Origin of the sequence: Paenibacillus arenosi, assembly GCF_014841135.1 — a bacterium.
Taxonomy (GTDB): Bacteria; Bacillota; Bacilli; order Paenibacillales; family Paenibacillaceae; genus Paenibacillus_B; species Paenibacillus_B arenosi.
The window spans coordinates 91306-115122 of sequence record NZ_JACYTN010000004.1 but is presented as its reverse complement, the minus strand read 5'-3'; the positions used below and the strand labels follow the sequence as shown (position 1 = coordinate 115122).

The following is a 23817-nucleotide window of genomic DNA, read 5'->3' as shown; positions in this document are numbered from 1 at the left end:
GGGAGATACAGATGCGTTGGTTAACGATTGCTCTTCATGAAATTCGAATGAACTTTTCTCAAAAAAGCATTATATTCGTTATTTTCATTATGCCGCTAATCTTAATATTTGTACTTGGTTCCTCCTTGTCGGGGATGAATATGTTCAAACAATCGGATGTTGAAGTAGAGCAAGTAAGCGCTGGTGTTGTAGTGGGGGGGAACAGTCCGTTGCAGCAAGCATTTGATGAGTGGACAGAGCATGAAAAAGTGAAAGAGTATGCAGCTTTTAAGCGATATGAGACGGAAGAGGAACTGCGTCGCGATGTGAAAAATCAGATCATTGAGTATGGCGTTATCGTGCCATCCCCCTCGCAGGGGTCTGAGCAAATCTCGATTACAGGTATTCAAGGCACGCTTACGATCACCAACCTAACGATGGAAACGCTGATCGGTTCCTTTAACGCTGAGGTAGGAAAAACAATAGCAGCCATGAAACGCGGGGTTGATCCCGCCAAACTGGAAGAGCTTAGCGCAGTAGAAGCGGCTGCTTCTCCAGTTGCGGAGGCAGTGATCGTCAAGGTGAATTCATCTAATACAAAAATGGTATCTGCCATTCAATATTATGCTGTAGCGATGCTAGTCATGTTCTCATTGTATACAGGGCGAGGACTTGCAGAGTCCTTGTATCATGATCGTCTTAATCAAACCCTGCACCGCACATTGGCATCACCTATACGTATGGTTGATTTCGTAGGCGGTAGAATGTTGGGGCATTTCCTTTTTGGCATGCTTCAATCTGCATTTATTATTGGATTTTCATCATTTGTATATAGTGTGGATTGGGGTTATTCCACACTAGTGACGCTCGTAGTATGCGCGCTCGTGTTAACTTGTTCCTTGAGCTTAGGATTGATCGCGGCAACTTGGTTCAAATCCCAGCAGGCAATGAAAACGTTTCTTGAAACGGTCATCGTATTTATGACGGCAGTTAGTGGAGGTTTTTTCGTCATAACGGCTATACATGAAAGTGTAGGCCGATTCACGCTATCGTATTGGGCGATGGAGTTATTGACTAGCGTAATGAAAGGCGAGAGTTGGAGTGAAATGTTGTTCGGATTAAGTGTACTAGCAGGAATTGCCTGTGTGCTGCTTACATTTTCTCTTATTTTCGTACGAAAGGCGGTAGTACGATGAACGCGCTCAAAATTGCACAGTTTTATATCCATCGGATATTATTGAACAAACGCGCATGGTGGCTCACCTTCGTTCTGCCGACGGTGGTCGTGGTCTTTATGATGATTACAACGATAAGGAGTATTATCCCTGTCGTTGTCTGGTACGACGAAGATCAATCCGCATGGTCTAAACAATTAAAAATCCAATTGGATGAGCGCTTTGACGTTATTCAAGCAGTTGATCATAGCGAGATGCAGCAAAGTGCCGAAGAATCAGGCTTTGGAATATTTATTCCTGCTTCCTACAGTGAATCTTTGATGGGTGGAGGAACTCCACAAGTCGATATGTACCAAAAAAGTTTGAGTGAGCAGTCCGCACTTGTAAAGCTGGCTGTAGAACAGTTTGTGCAAGAGCAGCAGCTTTTCCTGTCGGATATGGAACGGTTTGAACATGGTAAGAAGCCTTCTTCAGAACATATGGAGAAGCTATATGAACAATACTTGCAGGAAAGGCCTGTATTAGAAATTGAATCGGGCAAATCAGCTTCTTCCGTCTCGATGCGAATGGCTATGGGCATCTTCCTTATGTTTATTTTTATGAATGCACTACAGGCGGTTAGCGTCATGATCGAAGATCGGCACAATCGCACCATGCTTCGTACCTATGCAGCACCTGTAAGAAATACAGAAATATCTTTTGGTTATTTCATGGGGGCATTTGTAAACGGAACGATACAAATATCAATTGTATTGGGGATCGTCCATCTTGTTCTAGGATCTCGTATCTCTACTTCGATTGGAGCACAATTTCTATTATTGGAATTGTATTTGTTAGCGATACTAGGAGCGCTTTGTATGGTTAGCGCCTTCTTAACGGATATGAAGCGATTCACACAGGTTGGGTATGGAATTATTGTTCCTACATGTATGATTGGAGGATGCTTCTGGCCTGTCTATATTATGGAGCCGTATATGCAGCGCATATCCTATTACGTTCCTCAACGTTGGGTGTTGGATGCCATTGATAAGCTGGAGGCGGGAGCTGCATTTGAGGCGGTTCTGCTGCCTATAGGTATTTTACTTTTATTCACGATTATTTTCCTCGGGGTGGGAGTATCTACGTTCCGTCCAGCTGTAAGAGAGGGCTAGCTGTGCAACCAGCAAGCGAAGGAAGAAATCAACTGCAAAGTGTTATATATTGTAAATTTGATGGAAAGGTCTTCTATACATTTTTGTCGAATTACCGATATATATAGTATGGGCATCTATGGAAACTACTAATCGGAGACAAAGGGGTAAGGGCCTTGAAACTCAATCTACGCACATGGACAATTGGCAACTCACTTAAGAAGAAAGTTTCAGTAGTTATTTTCACACTTATTTTACTACCTACTATTGGCCTTATCTGGATGCTTACGAACAGCGCCACAAATGAATTGTCTAAATCTCAGAAGTCGCAAGTTACAAAAATGTCTCGAACGATGACAGAATCCATTAACGCGATGTTCGATGACTACGTATTTGCTTTTCAAGCCTTGGAGAAATCATTGCCGGATATCCGAACGAATGATGCTCAATTGCAATTTAGATTGACCACGATGGATAAAGACACTGATAAAATTCTTGCCTCCTATGTAGTGCTCGATGGCAGACTGCATCATAGTGATGGTGTGCAAGGAGCAGAAGACTATAATAAACAGCCGTGGTATACCGAAGCGTTAGCCCAGCCGGGCAAGATTATTACTTCCAAAGTCCGTAAGGATAGTGAAGGTAGGATGGTCATTACGTTCTCACGCACATTGAGCGATGGCAGCGGTGTAATGGGGCTGGATGTAAATACACTACGATTGGCAGAGATGGCTTCGAGCTTTAAGATTGGCGAAAATGGATATATTGCACTTTTGGATGAATTTAATCAAGTTATTGTACATCCAGATCATCCACCAGGTTCAATCCTGGAAGGAGAAGCGTATGCTGCTCTAATGGCGTCCCCGCAAGGAGAGCTGATGGTGGACGATGAGCAGACTGAAATGTTTGTCTCCTTTAACCGCGAAAATAAGTTGAAGCTTAATGTCGTTGGTGTTATGGATGAAGGGGAGATTAAACAAGTACAGAATCAACTGTATCGAGAAGCGCTTCTCTATTTGGGACTTATTTTACTGTTTATATCTATCGGCGTAATTGCCTTTATTCAATCGATTCTACTGCCTGTTATTCGTCTTCAGCAAATGTCGAAGCGAATTGCGGATGGTGAGTTGGATGTGAAGGTAAACACGAGCCAGCGTAATGATGAGATTGGGATGTTGGAGAGCCAATTCAATACAATGGCATTGTCACTAGCAAATGTAATGCGAGAGCTTCGGGATACAGCGAATACATTAGCCGCTTCCTCGGAACAGTTGTCAGCTAATTCAGAGGAGAACGTAGCATCGCTTCAACAAGTAGCTGCTTCTTATGAAGAGATTAACAACCGTTCGGATAGTATGAAAAGGGAGCTGTCAGGTGTAAATGAGATGGCCGCTCAAGCCGACGGTAAACTGCGGAGTGTCGTCCAACTTGTACAAAATTCTGCTGTGAATGCGAATCAGATTCGATCTTGGGCAGTGGAAGGGGAGCATTCCTTACGTGGCGTGAATGAACAGATGTCAACGATTATGGATAACACACATCAGGTTCAGACGGAAACGGATGCTTTACAGGAGAAATCCAAGGATATACAAACGATCGTCGGATTTATACAGAACTTGTCTCAGCAAATTCACCTGCTTGCGTTGAATGCAGCCATTGAAGCTGCACATGCCGGTGAGCAAGGTAGAGGCTTTGCAGTTGTAGCGAACGAAGTTCGCAAATTAGCGGGACAAGCCCAGCAGGCGACGGAACAAATTACGGCAATAATCGAAGAGATTGGCATTCGGACAGATGCAGTTGCACAAGCGATGGTCGAAGGATCAGAGTCGGTTAACAGTGGCAAACAGCTCACGAATTCACTTACAGAGCGTTTGACAGAAATGTTTGAAGTGATTCAGGCGGTTAGCGAGCAGTTGACTAATGCAGCTGCGGTGAGTGAGGATCTGGCACACACGAATCGTGAAATGATACATTCATTCGACGAGTCGCTTGAAGTGACGGAAAAAGTAGCCGCAGAGATTGAGACGTTGGCTGCGGTAAGTGAGCAGCAAAATGCGGCGATGCAGGATATTGCTGCTTCTGCTAATCATTTGGCTTCTATTGCGGATGACTTGCAGCAGGTGACAAGTCGCTATAAGTTGGAGTCATAAGGATATTTAGTAGGTGTTTTAAAAGAACAGGTGGTAACCTGTCGAAGAGCTTATTAAGTAAGTGGTGTGCACCCTTAGGTATGGATATAGGGTTATCCTATGTTAATCCATGACACAAATTAAGGGTGCTTTTTTGATTTTATGCTGTAGTAAATGGAAATGATATGGGTGCTCGACAGAATGATGTTTATGATGGTCAGTGTGACGGAGCCATCGTTGTTAATGGCACGAATGAGTTGATATATACCTAGAATAAGTCCTGAAAATCCACATATAAATACAAGCCAAACATTGAATCTAGGCATTTTTTCACCTCATTTTTATTAGGTTGTAACGACTGAAAAGATAGTTGGCATTGAAAAAAAGCTGACGTCGGTTGAGTATCGTCGTCAGCTTCGTTCTTTCATGATTGGGTATGTTATTTACGTTTTCTACTTACGTAGAAACTTGAAAAGTCAGATTAATCGCGAGCGCGCGTCATTTGCTGCCAAACGGTACCCGCTGCTTCTTCGCCAGATTGGATTCGTTCCAACGCCATCCGTGATTGCAAGGCAACCTCGAACTCAGCATCTTCCTGAGCGTCCGTTAACGCTTGTACAGCACGCTCATCCCCGAGATCATACAGGTAACGGGCAGCACGCCAACGTACAAGCTTGTTCTTATCTTTCAACGCGATAATCATCGGTTCCATCGCTTGAATATCACCGATATCAGATAGTGTATCTCCGGCTGTTCGTCTTACACTCACAGAAGCATCCTTTAAAGCGTGGATCAACAGTGGCATAACCTCGTCTGTCTTAATCTCCCCAAGATATACGACAACTTGGCGGCGAACTTGGCTGTGCTCATCTTCGATCAGCTTCTCCAACAGCGGCAAATTAGCTTCCTCTGGCTCCAACTGTTCCAATGCAGCATAGCGTTTGCGCCAATCGCTATCTTGAAGTCCAGCTTCGATTGCAGCTTGATCCCAAGCGATGCGCTCCTCAACGAATGGTTCGTTGGATTGCTTCGACTCGATTGCTTGCTTGATGACAGACTGAAGTCTCTCATCCGTGTATGTTGCCTCGAGTTCTTGCTCAACTTCACGTGCAATCGTCGGAAGATCACCGTAGCGAGTGCCATATTCGCTAAGCTTGCGCTCTTTGATCAAGGTCGCACTGGCAACTTCTTGCACAGCCTTCACAAACCGTTCGCTAAGGCCAATACGCTCTTCTTGCCCGCCTGCTTGGACACGAATTTGCATCGGGATTCCACGGAAATATTGCACATATACATGTGCCTCTCCGAAGCTATAGTTTCCAGGCTCTTCTTCAGATGCAGAACCTTGTTCATGAGACCAGCCAAATATATCTTGAACTTGACGTAAGATGACAGCCCAATCGTGACTTGGCTTGCGATCGAGCGCAATAAAGTCAGCAGTATGGAACAGGCTCTTTACGCCGTCAATTTCTAATAATTGTTGAATCAAACGAGGCGCATTTTGTTTGTGCTCGGGCGTATACGTACGTCTAACGCCTTCTTCCAGTCGCTCGTCCAAGTCAAGCTTCATACTATTTGGACTTGGTGTAGGTTCGATACGAATGAGTTTCATCTATGATCCTCCTTACTTGATGCGAGTACATTTATTGTACATGAATGAGCGTGAGGCTACAATGAATCAAGTAAACGAAGTAGGGGTATAACGTACTTAACAAGCATATTGGGATGTCGTTGGAAATGACGTTCCTCACATGATACGATAGTACAACGATGAGTGTCAGTGATAATGCCTATTGTGTATCGAATTCGCGAGCTGTTTGTACTCGTATAAATTTGATTGATTAATCGGTTCGTTATTTTATAATGAGTTTACTCATTTTTAGATGAAAATATAGAACGTTAGTGCGTGTAAGGAAAATATGGTTAACATAAAGAACGGAGAGGTGAAGGCATGTTACGCTCTAGAACAACTCGGAAGTATCACAATATGGATAACGTTATGACCGAGAAGACGTGGAAGCAGTTCAAGCGTTGGCGTTCGGAGCGACGTTTGCGTCTCCGCAAGAAGGACTATTCCTACGTCATTCCTCATGTGGAGCCTAATTTGGCTGCATTGAACGACAATCGGTCGAATACGACGATTACTTGGATTGGTCATTCTACTTTTTTATTGCAAATCGGTGGACTGAATATCGTTACTGATCCGGTATGGGCGATGAAAATGGCATTAGAGAAAAGGCTAAGCCCTCCAGGTATTCCGATACAGGACATGCCGAAACTGGATGTTGTACTGATTTCTCATTCCCATTATGACCATTTGCATGTTGCGTCTCTTCGTCAGGTCGTTACAGAGCAAACGATTATTATTGTTCCTGCTGGACTAAAAGGGAAATTGGCCCGTAAAGGATTCCGTAACATTGTGGAGCTGAAGTGGTGGGAATCGATCCAAGTTGATCAAGTTTCCATAACATTCGTGCCTGCTCAACACTGGACTAGGCGCTCTTTGACCGATATGAATCGCTCGCACTGGGGTGGATATGTGCTGGAACGCGGGGGGCATGTGAATGAGAACGAACCGCTCGCAAATCTAGAAGGATCCCAGGAAACAGAGGAGAAGCGAAATAACTATAAAACAGATGCTGTGAAGCATGTAGATGATGTAAGCACGCTCTACTTTGCTGGGGACAGTGGATACTTCCGCGGGTTCAAAGAAATTGGAGAGCGGTTCGATATTGATGTAGCCTTGATACCGATTGGCGCTTATGAGCCAGAATGGTTTATGAATGCGCAGCATGTTAATCCAGAAGAAGCGGTGCAAGCATTTCTAGATGTACGTGCTAAGCTGATGATACCGATGCATTACGGCGCTTTCAAATTGGCGGATGATACGCCAAAAGAAGCGATCGACCGCTTAATGGCAGAGCGAGAGCGTCTAGGTATCGAGCCTGAACGTGTACGCTTACTTATGTTAGGTGATCTGTGGGAGGGAACGCAGCTGCCTATAATATCGGAATCGGATAGTGAAGCGTAATACAGTTGCCTGTGGAATCGGGTAATGAACCATTTTGCCGAAGTATTGGCAGTATATAAAAGCAACAAGTTAGAAGTTGGGCTTGAAGGGTTAGCAGGCCATAAACTGTATGCTGAGAGCAACATGGACGGACCTGTGGGCAACGTACTGAAAGTTAAGTGTTGAGTACAATCTAAAAGCTTCTAGTTGTATACTGAACTTTAAATAATAGGGCTATCCTACAGCAGCTTGATCGATCCAGTTGCTTAGGATAGCCCTATTTGTTAGTGTTTGAAGCTAGTGATTGTGTACAATTGTTATAGCATCACTTACATAGTGAGCTACGAATTACATAAGAACACTAACGGGTTCTTAGCAATAGCAATATTTGAATTACCGCTTCGTTTTATGGCGCTGCGCAGCTTTCACATGTTTAGAGAGCTTTTTAGCCCCTTCATTCATAACCCGTCTAGCCTGTGAGTTTTCGCGGCGCTCTGCATAAGCCAGTTCACGTTGGAGCTTGCGATAAGCCTGCAAGCGACTTGGCTCCAATTCACCTGTTTCGATAGCAGTGTTTACTGCACAGCCGGGCTCCTGTTCATGACAGCAGTCGCGATAGCGGCAATGTTCAGCGAACGATTCAACATCTTGAAACGTTTGCGTAATGCCAAGACCTGAATCCTCATCGGTTCCTGTGGTGAGTCCAACCTCGCGCATACCAGGCGTATCAATGAGCCACGACCCGTTAGGAAGTGCCATTAGTTCGCGATGTGTCGTCGTATGGCGGCCTCGATTGTCGTCTTCACGTACAGCTTGCGTTGCCATCCTCGTGGAGCCTGTTAGGGCGTTCGCGAGTGTGGATTTGCCCACTCCGGAAGAACCGACGAGTACGACGGTGGAGCCGGGGGCGATATAGGCAAGCAGGCGATCCATGCCTATGCCGTTCTGTGCCGACACGGTGAACACTTCGGCACCTGGCACTGCCTGCATCGCCTGCGCGACGAACGCGGATTCTTCCGCAGCGTCAGCGACTGTGTCTGCTTTGGTGAGCACGACAGCTGGCATAGCCCCACTGTCGTATGCAAGCGCGGCATAGCGCTCCAGCCTCCGCGGCTCGAAGTCGCTCGTCATCGATGTGACGAGCAATGCCGTATCGGCATTAGCCGCGACGACCAGTGCGTCGGACCGCGATCCCGCGACTTTGCGCGCGAAGCGCGTGCGCCGCGGCAGCACGCCTGCGAGCACTGCGCGGCCATCGGCCGGCCGTGGGACGACAGCAACCCAGTCGCCCACAGCCGGCCAATCCGCGGGCGTCAGCATGCTCGCCCGCGCTTGGCCTGACGGCTCGGCGAGCCATTCGCCGCCGGCGCCGAACACGCGGTACCGGCGCTTGTGCGATAGCGCCACGCGCGCCGGTACCCATGCGTGCCCGTAGCGGCGATGCACCGCTTCGGGCACGGACTCCTCCCAAGCACGCCATGCTGCGTCCCAGGACTCGTCCCAGCCAAGCGCCGCTAGCGTGTAATTCACTGCTCCTATATCTTCAAATTTTAAAATATTCGTATGGTTATTCTCGTCTGTACGATTTGTTGTCTGTTCATGTGATTCATTCGCATTAAAATTAAATTGGCTCAATGTGATTCTCCCTTTGTGTGTTGGATTAGACATAAGTGACAGAACGACACAAGTAAATGGGAGAATCCCGCTTGGATACACCTTAGCGGTAATGTTGCTTTTCCTTTACGTGCAGCACGTATTCAAACAATTGGGTTTGGTATGACGACGATCCCTGTCTTTCATAGTCAGGCAAGCATCATGATCATACATTCGGTTGCACGAAGTGCTAAGGGGCCAACGGAATCTCCCTCATATTAAAAACGCTTCTCATATAACATCACTCACTTTCTTGTTAGATACTTTATTATAGCTTCTGTAAAATAACATGGAAAGATGTGTATTCCCAAATAGGTTTACAGTAGAGCTACTTAAGTGGGGCATCGTACTATTTGAATATATGAATCGTTCTGATCGAGTTGATGGACCGAACTGACAAAAATGCAGTTATTTTAACTGGAAATGTCCGTATTTGAGGTCTTTTGGACAAAAGTGCATTTATTTTAGCGACTTTTCCCGTTGATAGCGCCTAATCGATAAAAATAACTGCATATTTGTCTTCATTTATGGGTAAATGACGTTTTCTGCATCATATAACTGCACTTTTGTCCATACCATCCTAAATTTGTACTTAAAAGTGAAACTACTCGCCCATCTGACGTAGTTCCACGCTGAATTAGCTATTTGATAATGATTGACTTGCATCATGATAAGCTCCCTTGCATTTATTTTTTCTCCAAAATGCTAACAATAATAATCAATATTTGGCATTCATTTTGTTTCTATTTGGTTTCATGCTTTTTTCAATGAAATGTGTTATAATGTTCGCTTAAGACTATTAAGAATAGGGGACGGTTTAACGATGATTAATACGACAGGCGTTACGCTTCGTTACGGCAAGCGCGCATTGTTCGAAGATGTGAATATTAAGTTCACGCCGGGCAACTGCTACGGGCTTATCGGTGCTAACGGTGCTGGAAAATCGACCTTTTTAAAAATATTATCTGGTGAAATCGAGCCAAACAGCGGCGATGTACACATTGCGTCAAGCGACCGCTTATCTGTATTGAAACAGGACCATTATGCATATGACGAGTTCAAAGTACTTGATACAGTCATGATGGGACACGAGCGCCTCTACTCGATCATGAAAGAGAAAGACGCTTTGTATGCAAAGACAGACTTTACTGAAGAAGACGGTATGCGTGCGGGTGAGTTGGAAGGCGAATTCGCAGAGCTTAACGGTTGGGAAGCTGAGTCTGATGCAGCAGAGATGTTGATCGGTCTAGGCATTCATAGAGATTGGCACGACAAGCTTATGTCCGAAATCGATGGCAGCGAGAAAGTTCGCGTTCTCTTGGCGCAAGCTTTGTTCGGACGTCCGAACATCTTGCTTCTCGATGAGCCGACGAACCACTTGGATCTAGAATCCATTAAGTGGTTGGAGAGCTTCTTGATGGATTATGAAGGAACCGTTGTTGTGGTATCTCATGACCGTCACTTCTTGAACAAAGTATGTACGCATATTGCTGATATTGACTTCGGTAAGATCCAACTTTATTCGGGTAACTATGACTTCTGGTACGAGTCCAGCCAATTGGCACAAACGATGATGCGTGACCAGAACAAGAAGAAGGAAGAGAAGATTAAGGAATTGCAGGCGTTCATCCAGCGCTTTAGCGCGAATGCATCCAAGTCCAAGCAAGCAACTTCTCGTAAGAAAATGCTCGACAAGATTACACTTGACGACATTCGTCCTTCGAACCGTAAATATCCGTTCATCAACTTCAAGTCTGACCGTGAAGCTGGTAAACAGCTATTGACGATCGAAGGCTTGTCCAAGACAGTTGAGGGCGAGAAGCTGTTCGAGAACTTGCACCTTATTGTTAATAAAGGCGACAAGATCGCACTTGTTGGACCAAATGGTCTAATCAAAACAACATTGATGCAAATTTTGATGGGTGAAGTAGAACCTGATGCTGGTACATTCAGCTGGGGAATTACAACATCGCAAGCTTATTTCCCTAAAGACAACTCGGTATACTTCGATGGCGTCAACGATTCCTTGGTAGACTGGCTTCGTCAGTATTCCAAAGACCAAGACGAAACATTCTTGCGTGGATTCCTAGGACGCATGCTATTCTCAGGCGAAGAAGCGTTGAAGAAAGCAAGCGTATTGTCCGGGGGAGAGAAAGTTCGTTGTATGTTGTCCAAAATGATGATGACAGGTGCAAACGTGCTTCTGTTGGATGAGCCAACGAACCACTTGGATTTGGAATCCATTACAGCGCTCAACAATGGACTTATCGACTTTGATGGTACGATGTTGTTCACGTCTCATGACCATCAGTTCATGCAAACGATCGCGAACCGTATCATTGAGATTACGCCGAACGGTGTTATCGACCGTGTAATGTCTTATGACGAATACCTTGAGAGCGATGAGATCAAAGAACTTCGCAAGAAGTTGTACGCAGAATAGAAGTACGTAGCAGTTCATAAATTTCTACTCTGTATCTCGAAGCTAACTAATATATAGCTTAACGGTAACGGTAATGGTATTGCAGCAGTAAGCGGCAATACATGCAGTGCAGTGACTCAAGCAAGTGTAGCAGATTAATTTCTTAGGGAAGACGCTCCGCTTCAAGGCAAGTCGAAGCAGGGGCGTCTTTTTTTTGTTGCTTCATTTCAAATGAGTTACCGGTAACTCAAAGAATTGGCACCGACGATTAACATGTTGCTGCATAAAGTCCGCTACATAAACAATAAGGCAGCCCTTCTCAATATGTTAACTCGATGCTCATGTTTTGTTTCATGATTTTCGGCAGGATCAACTGTGTCGGATGATTATAAATGCTGGGCGATGTTTACACTATCCTTAAGGATGATGTGGCTGTTATTTTGTGTATTTGCTTTATTTATAGCTGAGAAATGATGTTTGCTTTCTTTTTTTGCTTTATACAAATAAATAATGATCAGTTCGTGTTAGCGATAGAAGGGAATATAAGATATGGATATTTTATTGGCTCTTGTCCCCGCGTTATTCTGGGGAACGTTATTGCTTGTCAGCTCCAAACTTGGAGGTAAAGCACATCATCAACTCGTCGGTATGACATTTGGTGCTCTATTGTTTGCGATTGGAATTTATCTATTTAAGCAGCCTGAATTATCTACAACGATATGGATTGCTGGTATTATTTCTGGTGTATGCTGGGCACTTGGTCAGTACAATCAGTTCTCTGCGGTTCAATATTTAGGGGTATCTCGTACTGTCCCTATCTCGACAGGTATGCAATTGGTCGTAACGACATTGTTCGGAGTTATCGTGTTCGGTGAATGGTCTACGACAACTTCCGTCATACTAGGAATTATTGCGATTGTCCTTCTTATTATCGGAGTTGTATTTACCGTTGTGGAAGACAAGCAAGCGAATGCACAAGGAACGCAGATTAGTGGCGGCAGTCAGATGAAAAAAGGAATTGTGCATCTGGTTATCTCCACAGTCGGTTTTGTTGGATATGTTATTATACTTCGCTGGTTTGAAGTGGACGGCTGGGCAGCTATTCTGCCGCAAGCAATCGGTATGGTGCTCGGTGGACTGTTATTAACGTTGAAACATAAGCCATTTAACAAATACACATTCCGCAACATCCTGACAGGTGCTTGGTGGGGAGCTGGTAACCTTGCCTTGCTTCTATCGATCCCGCTTATCGGCGTAGCAACAAGCTTCTCCTTGTCACAAACGGGTACGATTATTTCTACGCTGGGTGGTATCTTCCTACTAAATGAGAGGAAGTCCAAGCGTCAAATGGTATTCGTTATTATTGGCTGTTTGCTTATCGTAGTAGGCGGCGTAATGATCGGATTTACAAAGGAATAGCAACATCAATATAGAACAGAGAGGTTCTCTTTCGTCTTACCGGACAAAGGGGAACCTCTTTTTTTGCTTTCTACTATTAAAATAACAGATTAGGAGCAATAGAAACGTCATTTGGCATGGCGTCTACGACAATTGTGGCTAGGAATGTATTTGTCTTCAGATCGAAAACGTGCACGATATTTTCTGAAAACGTAGTGATATAGGCTTTTGTACCATCTGGTGTGATGGCAATCGAGCGTGGGCCGTTGCCAAGGGGGATCGTTGCATTGTTCATAAGCGCATTTGTGATTGTGTTAATGACTCGAATTTCGTTTGTTGTAGATGCAGATACATACGCCTTCGTACCATCTGGTGTAATCGCAATATCAAATACCCCCGTACTAGGGGACAAATTTATTGTAGTAATGATAGAGTCAGTAGCTGTGTCAATGACGACGACATTATTGGTATTCAGGCAGACGAATACTTTGCTGCCATCTGGCGTGGCAGCGATGTTGAATGGACTAGCGACAAGCGGTATTGTCGTGATGACAGACAGCGTATTGGTATTGATGACGGTAATGCTGGGACCGCTGAAGTCAGTCACGTAAGCCTTGCTGACAGGTAAGGAAAAAGCTACTGCAAATGGGTTGAGTCCAGTAGGTATAGGAGCGCCTATCGTCATATTCGTATCGACATCAATCACGACCACATTGTTTGTCATCGCATTCGTTGCATAGACTTGGAGACCATCAGGTCTCATTACTACACTTTGTGGGAGGCCTCCGGTTGGGATCGATATGATCAACGCGCTGGTCGTCGTATCAAATACATCGATCACATTTGAACCTTGAACAGCTACATACAGACGTGTTCCATCTGGTGTTGAGGTAGAGACAGAAGCTATAGCTGGATCAGTCGTTAAGGATTCTACTACTTGATTCGTAGAGGTATCAATAACCGTGACCCTAGTTGAACTAGTGGAAACGTAAGCAAACAAGGGAGTAGGAGCGATAGTAGGGACGCTAAGTGTACGAATGATGTTGTTATCTGCATCATATAGCGTGACATGCACAGCGATATCATCTTCACCAGGTCCGCTGCTAATGACCCTTACCCCAAAGGCACTGCCTAACTCAACGAGCCCAGAAGATAAAGTGTTATTTGGGTTTCCTCTAGGCTGGAGTTGATATAAGTTTGTAAAAAATAGATTGTTATTCTGCGTGCCGAACACGAGTGGAGGTAGTTCATACAGCTGCATACTTACATTTGTTGTAAATAGACCTGTGTTCGCGGCACTGACTTCTGCGAATGCGGCGCGCCCCGTCTGGTTATTGTTGAGCGGTCCTGAATCATATATTGGCATTATTCCACCTTCCTTATGATGAGCAGAAATTAGAATAATAAATTTGGTGAGATGGCGATATCATTTGGTCCGTCATCGACAGGAATGACACCTATAATGGCATTCGTTTTCAAATCGATAGTTTTAACGGTGCTTGTAACGGTAGTCGTAATGTATGCCCTTGTACCATCTGGTGTAATAGCAATCGAACGAGGGCCATCACCCAGCACGATAGTTGCGTTCGGAATGGTGTTATTTGTAACGGTGTTTATGACCCTAATGTCTCCTGTTACGGTTGTCGTCACATACGCTTTTGTACCATCAGGGGTTATTGCGATATCAAATACGCCTACGCTCGGCGATAAACTGATCGTTGTGATAACGGCATCCGTCAACGTGCTAATAACGACGACATCGTCTGATTGCAGACAAGCGTATACTCGACTTCCATCTGGCGTAGCGGCTATACCAAATGGGTTATCGGTGAGCAAGATCGTTGTAATGACAGCGAGCGTATTTGTGTCAATAACGGTAATGCTCGCATTGCTAGAGTTCGTGACATAAGCTTTGCCTGCACTTAAAGCAAACGCTACTGCCAACGGAGCAGCTCCTGTTGGTGGGGCGCCTATCAGAGTGTTTGTAGCAACATCTATTACGTCGACGTTATTCGTAACGCTATAAGTAATATACATGTGGAGACCGTCGGGTCTCATGAACACACCGGTAGGAGTTCCAGCTGCCAAAATCGAATCAATGACCGTATTGGTGGTCGTGTCATATACATTTACAACATTTGATCCCGCAACAGACACGTAGAAGTGGGTGCCATCTGGTGTAGAGGTTGAACCAGTAGCTATGTCTGGAACCGTTGGTATCGTTGTCACTACTTGATCGGTGGAGATGTCTATAATCGAAACACTAGGTCTACTCGTGGCAACATAGGCGAGCAAAGGGGTAGGTGCTGTAGCTGGAACGTTTATGTTGCGTATAATACGGCTGTCTGCATCGTAGAACGTTACATGAACCGCGACATCATCTTCACCTGTTCCACTGCTAAGGACGCGAACACCAAAGGCACTGCCCAAGGCAACAAGTCCGGAGGATACCGTATCATTCGGGTTGCCTCGTGGTTGGAGGTAGAACAAACTTGTAAACAGAGGGTTGTTCGTCTGTGTGCCAAAGGCGAGCGGAGGCAGTTCGTATAGCTGAATGCTCACGTTGGTAGGAAGGCGGCCAGCATTAGCCGCACTGACTTCTGCGAACGCAGCTCTTCCTGTTTGACTATTATCGATTGGCCCTGAATCGTAAATAGGCATACGCTCATCCTTTCATTTTGTTATAGGACTAGGGAGATCGGTGAAACAAGTGCTCAGTACAGCAGATTAGGCGTCAACGCTATTGATGTAGGGAGTACACCTGCTGCGATGAGCTGTTGACGTGTGTTTGTACGCAGATCAACAACTGCAACATAATCTTCGAGCGTAGCCGTAACAAAGGCTTTGTTGCCGTCAGGGGTAATAGCTATACTTCTCGCACCCATTCCAATAATGACTGATTCTGAGGGAACTTCCGTATCCGTTTTGGTGTTGACCATAAATAGCTGCCCTGCAACACTGCCTGTTACATAAGCTCGTGATCCATCAGGAGTGATGGCGACATGAGATACGCCAGATCCAACAGGAAGCGCAACGGAGGGGAGTAACGTATCTGTAGAAGTATCGATAACGCCAAGGGTATCCAATTGTACGCATACGTAGGCTTTCGTATTATCCGGTGTTGTGGCAATCCCAACTGGATTGGCAGGTAAAAGGATTGTATCGATTACTGCTAACGTATTGGTATCTATAACGGTGACACTAGAGCCGTTCGAATTCGTGACGTATGCTTTAGATAAGGAAAGAGCGAAAGCGACAGCGAAAGGTTGCGAGCCCGTGAGAATGGGTGCGCCAACAACGGTATTTGTTGCTACATCAATGACCGTTACGGAGTCACCACCAATATTGGTGACGTAGGCTTGCAGACTGTCTGGTCGGACAAATACACCAACTGGATTAAGCCCAACTAGTATGGAAGTAATAAGCGTATTAGTAGCCGTATCATATATATTGACAGAATCGGTGCCTTGGACAGTTACGTAGCATTTAGTGCCGTCTGGCGTTAAGGCAACGCCGGTAGGATCAGAAGACGTAGCAGGAATGAATTGAACAACTTGTTCGGTATCGGCTTCAATGACTCCGATATGATCCGAGCCGTTGTTGACCTCATACACGAGCAAAGGGGTGGGAGCAGTAGCTGGCACGTTTATGGTACGGATAATACGATTGTCCGCATCGTACAGCGTAACATGTACTGCGATGTCATCTTCGCCGGTCCCGCTGCTTGCAACTCGAACGCCGAAGGCACTTCCTAAGGCTACAAGTCCGCTTGATAAAGTATCGTCGGGATTCCCTCTCGGTTGGAGGTAGAACAAGCTCGTAAACATAGGATTATTCGTTTGTGTGCCGAATGCGAGTGGAGGCAATTCGTACAATTGAATGCTTACATTTGTCGGAAGACGGCCAGCATTAGCGGCACTTACTTCCGCAAAGGCTGCTCTTCCTGTTTGGCTATTATCGATCGGTCCTGAATCGTAAATAGGCATGCGCTCACCTGCTTATTTTTGTTATTGCTAGCATATGCAAACGAAAATGATTCGGACGTGCAGGTACCTATACTTCGTTTATATGGGCAACTTTTACATGGAATTGTTGAAAATAATTTCCTGTTATGATACGTTTGTAACGTATATGAATGAGAAGGGGAAATGTTGATGTTGGTTCAAGTTCTTAACTAATCAAATTGTATAGTTGATTGAAAAGGGTCAAGAGTGGCTCTAGCGTTCATTTTCATGTTTAGCCGTATCCTATTTTTTGTGGAGCATGAATTTGAAGTTTATTTGCTGTACCTCTATTCAATCATCTGATTTGTTAAGAACGATTACGGACATCTAATTTGCACCTTCGTGCTGTTATTAGGGATGCAACCGTGCTGGTTCAGCACGGTTTTTTTGATGCCTATTAGCAGCTAACTGTTATAAAAGAAGGGGGAAGTGCGCGTATGTAAGTACGTGTACGTTCTTTATCTTTTACGCGGGGCAAAGAATGACGACGTTCATTCTTTGCCTCTTTTTTATGCCAAATTTAAGAGGAGGATGTTACAAATGACTTCTATTCAGGAACGATCTTACACACGTTTAGGCTATGATAAAGTGAAGGAAAATGTAATGGAACATACCTTGTCCTACATCGGTAGACGGTATGTTGAACAACTATCCCCATCTACGAAGCTGCTTGAAGTGGAACAAGCACTGGATGAGAGTGCAGAAGCAAAAACACTATTGGAAACAAGATTGAGTATTCCATTGGCTACGATGGACGGAATGGAGAGCATATTGGATCTCGTTGGGACAGGGTATATGTTTTCGGCACAGGACTTTAGTTGTCTCGGTACTTTTTTGCACAGCTGTGAGCAGCTAAGAAGCTATATGTCTAGCAAAGCGGCTACCGCACCTCGCATTCATGCTTATGTCACCTCGATGAAAGATACGGGTAACTTGAAAAAAGAGATCGAACGCTGTATTCATCATGGACATGTAGTAGACGCTGCGAGTAAGGAGCTGGAGAGAGTACGCAGAAAAATAGCGGTTACGAAACAAAAAATTCAAACGAAGCTGGATAGCTTGGTTGCACGCAACCGCTCCATTATGCAAGCAGGCATCGTCAGCATGCGGAATGGGCGCTATGTAATCCCGATTAAGCGATCTCATCGCAATCATATGGCGGGTGTTGTGCACGATGAGTCTGGCAGTGGTCAAACCATCTTTATCGAGCCGAAGGAAGTAGCGGCTTTGCAGTCCGAGCTGAACATGCTGTACGCAGATGAAGCATGCGAGGAAGGAAAAGTACTCAGTTATTTGACAGGCCTAGTTGATGAGGTAGAGGAGCAGTTAAAAAAGAATGCAGAGATGATCGGTAAATGTGACTTTATTTTCGCAAAGGGCAAGTATGCAAGAACATTTGATGGCAACCGGGTGCAAATTAATGAGCAAGGGATTATAGATTTACGTGAGGCGAAGCACCCGCTCATTTATGAGAAGATGGTGGCGTTAAATATTGCTGCTGGCAGCACCTATCGTTCCCTGATCGTTACAGGGCCGAATACAGGCGGTAAGACTGTTACGTTGAGAACGTTGGGACTATTGACACTAATGGTACAGTCTGGACTCCTTATTCCGGCTCATCCAAGCAGCAGATGTGCACTGTTCTCTCATGTCATGATCGTCGTAGGCGATGATCAAAGTATGGAGCAATCATTAAGTACGTTTTCCGCCCATATGAATGGCATCATTGATATTTTGCGAGTAGCCGATGAATCTACCCTTGTGTTAATCGATGAAATGGCTGCTGGAACCGATCCAGGAGAAGGAATTGCGCTGTCGATAGCGATTATGGAAGAACTACATCGTCGAGGAGCCGTATCGCTTGTTACGACGCATTTCAATGAGTTGAAGACATTTGCTTCACAGACAGAAGGATTTGAAAACGCAAGGATGGAATTTGATGCAGAAACGCTGCACCCTTTATATAAATTGACTATTGGTGAAGCGGGCAGTAGTTACGCGCTCGCGATAGCCAAACGATTAGGTATTGAAGAGCATCTAATAGAACGCTCTGAGCAGCTTATCCACAATCGTTATAAAACGCGTTAACGCTTAAAAGCCTTTACATGTTGGTGCAATGGTGTTATATTGGCCCTTGTCTAGATACACAATTATATGTCTTTATTGATATATTGGATGTTTATAGGAGGAGCCTATACGTGGTTGAACTGAATCAAATAGTATCTTTTTTAGCCGTTGCCATTGCACTAACGTTAATGCCTGGTCCAGATATTTTATTTGTTACGGCACAGAGTATGAGCCGTTCTTGGCGCAGCGGCATTACCGTTGCACTTGGTTTATGTACAGGACTAATCGTTCATGTTGCATTGGCTGCGGCAGGTGTATCTGCGCTTATTCTGTCTTCACCAGCGGCATTTTTCATCATTAAGCTCCTAGGTGCGATATATTTGTTATATTTAGCATGGAAAGTATGGATGGGTATTCGTAAAATGAAAGCGGAAGGCGAGTTTGCTGCAACTGCAGAAATATCATCAGCAGCGGAAGCGCACCCTGTGGGTAATGTGAATGCATTATCGGACAATGCGAATGCAGGCATAGGCTTGTATCGTCAAGGGATAGTGATGAGTATGCTCAATCCGAAGTTATCTTTGTTTTTCCTAGCCCTCTTCCCGCAGTTTGTACGCCAAGAAAATGGTATGGTACCACTCCAGATGTTACAGCTGGGATTGTTGTTTATGATGCAGGCGTTCGTAATATTTTCGGTTGTTTCAGTACTTGCCAGCAGCTTGGGCGGACGACTTATGAACCAATCTGGTAGTTGGAAAATACGATTGGCTGTTATTGAGATGTTGATCTATATCTTGCTAAGCTTCAACTTGTTTTTCTTATAATTGAGCTTTGAGCTAGCTAATTAGTAAGCCCGTTCTACCGAATCTCCTATCACTCGTGTTCTCGTAGTTGTTATTACGAGATAAGAGAGAAGGAGTTGGGAACGGGCTTTTTTTGTTGGGCGATATGCTATTACTTATATTGTGGGTTAGCCAACACAATTTTCACAATATGAGTCAAATCGACGTCTTGAACTGGGCCTCGGTCTCCCAAAATGCTCTTCACATTGTTAGACAAGTTGGCTTTATCCTCGTTATAGAAGAAAGCAACCTCGCCAAGATGCTTCAAGCTGTATTCCGTACTTGGAAGCACCTGAAACGTGCGCTCGCCGATGTTTTCTGGTGCAAGTGTAAGTTCTGTTTTTCCATTGTCAGCAATTTTAGCTTTAACAGCATCTACTGTACCGGCGCCTACACCGATAGCTTTAAACTTCAAGTTAACAAGTACACTGCTGCCGTTAATTCCATTGTAGCGGCCTTTGCTTGCTGTAATAAAACGTAATGTATCTGTATTTTCTTGATGTACGATCGTTAGCTTGCTGTCTGCCGTAGCACTTACGAATTGGAAGCGTGATTTGTCATAGTTAATGCTGAAATCTTCAGCATAAATATTGTTCACGTTGTCCAGTCGAAGCTGAACGTCAAACGTTTCGTTTAGATAAACCGAATATGTAACAGACGTTACGGATAGTTTCGGCGTGGAAATGTTAGGATTGTACGGCTTCAAAGAGCTTTGTTGAGGTACATCGATAGCCGAAAACGCTAAAACACTACCATATGGATTACCACTATTATTATTGTTAATAAGCTCAACAGAATGTTCTCCCTGCGACAATCCTGTTACTTCGTAAGCTAAACGCGATGGGACAGGTTGAGTATAGGGGCCCTCACCGTCGATTACTTGTAAATTCATTTTACCGTAGTATTTTCCATCAATGATAACGGAAACATTGTCAGATAAGTAGCTAAAAACGTCCTTACTCAATACTCGGAAAGAAGTGCCTACGACATTAAATTTTACAGATGAACCTGCATTGTAGTTGTAATGCATAGAATAAGTATCGTAGTAATTCCAACTGTGTCCGCCATAAGAAAGTTCATGTGAGTTGCTGAAATATCGCTTCCAGCCCTGCTCGGGATACCACATATCAGTCCCTAATTTGGATGCACCAAAAGCAGGCATGATCGAAAACACTAAACTAAATACGAGTGCTAGTATAAAGCTAGGCATAAATTTTTTACGCATATGTACCTCCATAATATGTATGTTGTTGTGCGCACAAGAGCCATTGTAATGAATATAATCAAGAGATGCTAAACATAATTATCTATTTAAGCATTTTATGGAAGGAAATCGTAAATATTTTATAGAGGGTCAGCCAATCTCGAAATAGGGTCATAGAAAATCTCAATTAATTGTATTTCAGAATTAATAGTCAAGGACTAGCATGTTATCTATTTTCAGAGCCAATAAAATTGCTAGGGTAGGTGTAGTAAAGAGTAGGTAACTGGTAACTTATATGAACGTAACGGTTGTCACAGAGGATATATAGCCAACAGCAGCGTATTTTGAAATGTAACGGGTGTCAGTGAGCTTATTTTGCAACTGAGACGCTTTCACTCGCGAATATGACTACATTAGGCGATCATACAACCGTTATAACTTTATAACAGTTATTTTTGCGTGAATAGCCTCAATGGCGTTCGTTAGAGAAAGTTGAAGTTGTGTAGCTTAATACGGCTAAAAGTAAAAGGAATTTGATGTGATTTCGTATATTAGTGATTAGTCGAAACATGATCCTAATAATAAAAGAACCCCTATTTTCATGATTGAAAATAAGGGTTCTTTGTGCTGAACATAACTATGACTATATTAGCCTACCTTAGCAAATTGCGCTCTACTGCGCTGCCAACCGGCAAGCATAAGAGAGCCTATAATAAGAACAACCCCACCAAGCCAGTAAGGATAGCTCATATTCACATCGAACAGAATGCCAGCAAGGAATGGCCCGCTAATATTGCCAAGACTCATAAATGCGTTATTCAATCCCGCTACATAGCCTTGTTCATTACCTGCCATCTTCGATAGCAGCGTATTGGCTGCTGGACGGATAAGAGAAGTAGCGATAAAAAATAATAATGTTGTTACGAATATAGCAGCGTGTTGGCTAATAACTGTCATACTGAACATACAAATTGCTGCCAGCATTAATGAGCCATGGATAATGCGCTGTTCTCCAAATTTAGCAACAAGCTTGCCAAATACGACCGCTTGAATAATAACCCCAGCCAATGCTCCGAATGTAAATACGACGGATATATCTTGAGGTGTGAATCCATGTTTCATATCAACAAACATTCCGAACACTGTTTCGAAATTCATAAGTCCGAATGTTAGGACAAATACGAGCAATAGTAATACAAAGTAAGGTGCTTTGAATGATCGAATGATTAGTTCAAATATATTTTCCCGCTTCTGTTTCGTAGCCAATGCAGCAATTTTTGCTTCTTGGGTTAATGTTTCTGGCAAAATCATGAGTGAGATAAGCGTTGACAAGCCAGCTAATGCTGCAGCTGTATAGAATGGTACACGCATTCCAAAGCCAGCAAGGTAACCACCGATACCAGGACCGATAACAATACCTAGGGACATCGCTGCTCCCAACCATCCAAGACCTTTTGCGCGCTGATCTTCTGTCGTTACGTCAGCGATAAATGCCGTCATAGGTGGGGACATCAGACCTACACCCGCACCACCGAGTAGACGAGATAGGTAAAGAACCCATAAATCCGTTGTTACTGCGAATAGAACTTGTGAAACCGTGAAAAATGCCATACCGATCACTATCATTTTTTTGCGGCCATATTTATCTGACCAGTCTCCACCAAGTGGGGAGAAAATAAATTGAGTAAGTCCGAAAGCGGCCATAAGATAGCCCATATCTTTACCGGTAGCTCCGAATTCTGTAATAAACATGGGCATAAGTGGAATAATCATACCCATGCCGACCATGGCGATGAACATATTGATCATCAAAATGAACAAGGGGCCGTTTTTTGTTTTCTTTGCGTTCACGTGTGTTTCTCCTTATAGTTTTAATTTTGAGCTTAGCTGGCATATATGAATATCTAACTGAGGAATACTTCTCAAATTGTGCAGCATTCCTTTAATAAGGAATCGGCGTGGTTGAATTTCAGTAAGTTCCTTTTCAATAAGAGCTAAAGATTGCTTGGCTTCGACTTTGAGATCTTCATCAGCTTGGGAATCTGCAATCGTATCAGCCATTCGTTTTGTAATATGCAATGGATGTACTGCTTCTTCTACGGGGCATGTAACTTTGAATTCTTCCAATAGCAATTTAATCCCGAGTGGTTCGGGCTGCTCTTGCATAAGCTTTTCTGCCATATAGTCCAAATGTCGAATGAGATAGCGACTGATGTGAGAGATATCTAACGTGCTTTTCTCGAATAATAAGTAGTTAGTGAAAATATGAATCATACCGCATAGGGTAAACGTGGTATCAAAAGCATAGGGTTCAAAGTCAGGACCGTATATTTGAATAAGTCGTTTCTCTATCCAGCTCAGAAATTCGGCTCGAAAACCTTTGAGGTAAGCAACGAGATCATCATTTATGACGTCAGAACTTTCTTTGAACTGAAAAATAATTATTTCTCGATACTCCACACTGTAATTCATATGCAGTTCCAACTGATGAATAAAGCGCTCTTTCTCGGAGTTGTAAGGCTCCCGGTCCGATTTACAGAGCATATTCATATGAGATTGTGAGAATGTCTGAAATATGCTGTATAGCAAGTCTTCCTTGGATTTGAAATGAGAATACAAACTTCCCTTGGCTATTTGGCAAGTTTCCGCTATTTCTTGCATGGTCGTATTGCGATAGCCTTTATGAGCAAATAGCTTCATCGCTGTCTTGATGATATTGCACTTCTTATCTGCGATTACATCGACTGACACCTCAATACCTCCAAGTTCTGACTCGCTAGTTCTTATAATGACTTTATGGTCGA

At 44.0% G+C, this 23817-nt stretch carries 16 protein-coding genes; 8 read left to right on the top strand and 8 right to left on the bottom strand.

The features are described 5' to 3' along the window. Positions 1-11 precede the first annotated feature (11 nt). The 3 genes from IFO66_RS08705 to IFO66_RS08695 all read left to right on the top strand — a co-directional run bounded on the left by IFO66_RS08705 (position 12) and on the right by IFO66_RS08695 (position 4434). Positions 12-1175, top strand: a complete 1164-nt coding sequence (locus IFO66_RS08705; protein ID WP_192024778.1) for an ABC transporter permease — start codon at positions 12-14, stop codon at positions 1173-1175. After that, on the top strand, positions 1172-2305 hold the full coding sequence (locus tag IFO66_RS08700) for an ABC transporter permease (protein WP_192024777.1): 1134 nt from the start codon (positions 1172-1174) through the stop codon (positions 2303-2305). The genes IFO66_RS08705 and IFO66_RS08700 overlap by 4 nt, the downstream gene beginning before the upstream one ends. A 155-nt stretch (positions 2306-2460) precedes the next feature. Then, complete coding sequence (locus IFO66_RS08695; RefSeq protein ID WP_192024776.1) at positions 2461-4434, top strand: methyl-accepting chemotaxis protein; 1974 nt, start codon at positions 2461-2463, stop codon at positions 4432-4434. A 460-nt stretch (positions 4435-4894) separates the two neighbouring features. Here the strand turns inward: IFO66_RS08695 and IFO66_RS08690 are convergent, their stop codons facing one another. After that, positions 4895-6025 carry a virulence factor gene (locus IFO66_RS08690; RefSeq protein WP_192024775.1) on the bottom strand — a complete coding sequence of 377 codons (1131 nt, stop codon included), beginning with the start codon at positions 6023-6025 and terminating at the stop codon, positions 4895-4897. Positions 6026-6364: 339 nt separating this feature from the next. Between IFO66_RS08690 and IFO66_RS08685 the strand changes: the two genes are divergently transcribed. Further along, complete coding sequence (locus IFO66_RS08685) at positions 6365-7444, top strand: MBL fold metallo-hydrolase (RefSeq protein WP_192024774.1); 1080 nt, start codon at positions 6365-6367, stop codon at positions 7442-7444. Between the two features lie 372 nt (positions 7445-7816). Here the strand turns inward: IFO66_RS08685 and rsgA are convergent, their stop codons facing one another. Next, complete coding sequence (gene rsgA / locus IFO66_RS08680) at positions 7817-8743, bottom strand: ribosome small subunit-dependent GTPase A (protein ID WP_225445632.1); 927 nt, start codon at positions 8741-8743, stop codon at positions 7817-7819. Positions 8744-9899: 1156 nt separating this feature from the next. Between rsgA and IFO66_RS08675 the strand changes: the two genes are divergently transcribed. After that, a complete protein-coding gene (locus tag IFO66_RS08675) occupies positions 9900-11519 on the top strand; it encodes an ABC-F family ATP-binding cassette domain-containing protein (protein WP_192024772.1) in 1620 nt (539 codons plus the stop codon). A 528-nt stretch (positions 11520-12047) separates the two neighbouring features. Beyond that, complete coding sequence (locus tag IFO66_RS08670) at positions 12048-12917, top strand: GRP family sugar transporter (RefSeq protein ID WP_192024771.1); 870 nt, start codon at positions 12048-12050, stop codon at positions 12915-12917. Between the two features lie 76 nt (positions 12918-12993). Here IFO66_RS08670 and IFO66_RS08665 read toward each other — a convergent pair whose 3' ends face one another. The 3 genes from IFO66_RS08665 to IFO66_RS08655 are packed head-to-tail and all read right to left on the bottom strand — an operon-like array spanning position 12994 to position 16882. After that, positions 12994-14262 (bottom strand): beta-propeller fold lactonase family protein, encoded by a 1269-nt coding sequence (locus IFO66_RS08665; RefSeq protein ID WP_192024770.1) that lies wholly within the window; start codon positions 14260-14262, stop codon positions 12994-12996. 29 nt (positions 14263-14291) lie between these two features. Beyond that, positions 14292-15557, bottom strand: a complete 1266-nt coding sequence (locus IFO66_RS08660; protein WP_192024769.1) for a beta-propeller fold lactonase family protein — start codon at positions 15555-15557, stop codon at positions 14292-14294. Between the two features lie 53 nt (positions 15558-15610). Beyond that, positions 15611-16882, bottom strand: coding sequence for a YncE family protein (locus IFO66_RS08655; RefSeq protein ID WP_192024768.1), 1272 nt, complete (start codon positions 16880-16882; stop codon positions 15611-15613). 558 nt (positions 16883-17440) lie between these two features. Between IFO66_RS08655 and IFO66_RS08650 the strand changes: the two genes are divergently transcribed. Continuing rightward, the gene (locus IFO66_RS08650) at positions 17441-18988 is read left to right on the top strand and encodes an endonuclease MutS2 (protein ID WP_192024767.1); all 1548 of its coding nucleotides are present in this window, start codon (positions 17441-17443) and stop codon (positions 18986-18988) included. Between the two features lie 110 nt (positions 18989-19098). Beyond that, on the top strand, positions 19099-19791 hold the full coding sequence (locus IFO66_RS08645; protein WP_337912742.1) for a LysE family translocator: 693 nt from the start codon (positions 19099-19101) through the stop codon (positions 19789-19791). A gap of 130 nt (positions 19792-19921) precedes the next feature. Here IFO66_RS08645 and IFO66_RS08640 read toward each other — a convergent pair whose 3' ends face one another. From IFO66_RS08640 to IFO66_RS08630, 3 genes are all read right to left on the bottom strand, one after another. Continuing rightward, positions 19922-21034 (bottom strand): cohesin domain-containing protein, encoded by a 1113-nt coding sequence (locus tag IFO66_RS08640; protein ID WP_192024765.1) that lies wholly within the window; start codon positions 21032-21034, stop codon positions 19922-19924. A 627-nt stretch (positions 21035-21661) separates the two neighbouring features. Then, positions 21662-22864 carry an MFS transporter gene (locus tag IFO66_RS08635; protein WP_192024764.1) on the bottom strand — a complete coding sequence of 401 codons (1203 nt, stop codon included), beginning with the start codon at positions 22862-22864 and terminating at the stop codon, positions 21662-21664. Between the two features lie 12 nt (positions 22865-22876). Further along, positions 22877-23764 carry a TetR family transcriptional regulator gene (locus tag IFO66_RS08630; RefSeq protein WP_192024763.1) on the bottom strand — a complete coding sequence of 296 codons (888 nt, stop codon included), beginning with the start codon at positions 23762-23764 and terminating at the stop codon, positions 22877-22879. Positions 23765-23817: the final 53 nt, after the last annotated feature.

Bases quoted from the DNA above. Each gene is read 5' to 3' on its own strand.
- IFO66_RS08705 (WP_192024778.1), top strand. From the start codon at position 12: ATGCGTTGGTTAACGATTGCTCTTCATGAAATTCGAATGAACTTTTCT.
- IFO66_RS08700 (WP_192024777.1), top strand. From the start codon at position 1,172: ATGAACGCGCTCAAAATTGCACAGTTTTATATCCATCGGATATTATTG.
- IFO66_RS08690 (WP_192024775.1), bottom strand. From the start codon at position 6,025: ATGAAACTCATTCGTATCGAACCTACACCAAGTCCAAATAGTATGAAG.
- IFO66_RS08685 (WP_192024774.1), top strand. From the start codon at position 6,365: ATGTTACGCTCTAGAACAACTCGGAAGTATCACAATATGGATAACGTT.
- rsgA (WP_225445632.1), bottom strand. From the start codon at position 8,743: ATGCTGACGCCCGCGGATTGGCCGGCTGTGGGCGACTGGGTTGCTGTC.
- IFO66_RS08675 (WP_192024772.1), top strand. From the start codon at position 9,900: ATGATTAATACGACAGGCGTTACGCTTCGTTACGGCAAGCGCGCATTG.
- IFO66_RS08670 (WP_192024771.1), top strand. From the start codon at position 12,048: ATGGATATTTTATTGGCTCTTGTCCCCGCGTTATTCTGGGGAACGTTA.
- IFO66_RS08665 (WP_192024770.1), bottom strand. From the start codon at position 14,262: ATGCCAATATATGATTCAGGACCGCTCAACAATAACCAGACGGGGCGC.
- IFO66_RS08660 (WP_192024769.1), bottom strand. From the start codon at position 15,557: ATGCCTATTTACGATTCAGGGCCAATCGATAATAGTCAAACAGGAAGA.
- IFO66_RS08655 (WP_192024768.1), bottom strand. From the start codon at position 16,882: ATGCCTATTTACGATTCAGGACCGATCGATAATAGCCAAACAGGAAGA.
- IFO66_RS08650 (WP_192024767.1), top strand. From the start codon at position 17,441: ATGACTTCTATTCAGGAACGATCTTACACACGTTTAGGCTATGATAAA.
- IFO66_RS08640 (WP_192024765.1), bottom strand. From the start codon at position 21,034: ATGCGTAAAAAATTTATGCCTAGCTTTATACTAGCACTCGTATTTAGT.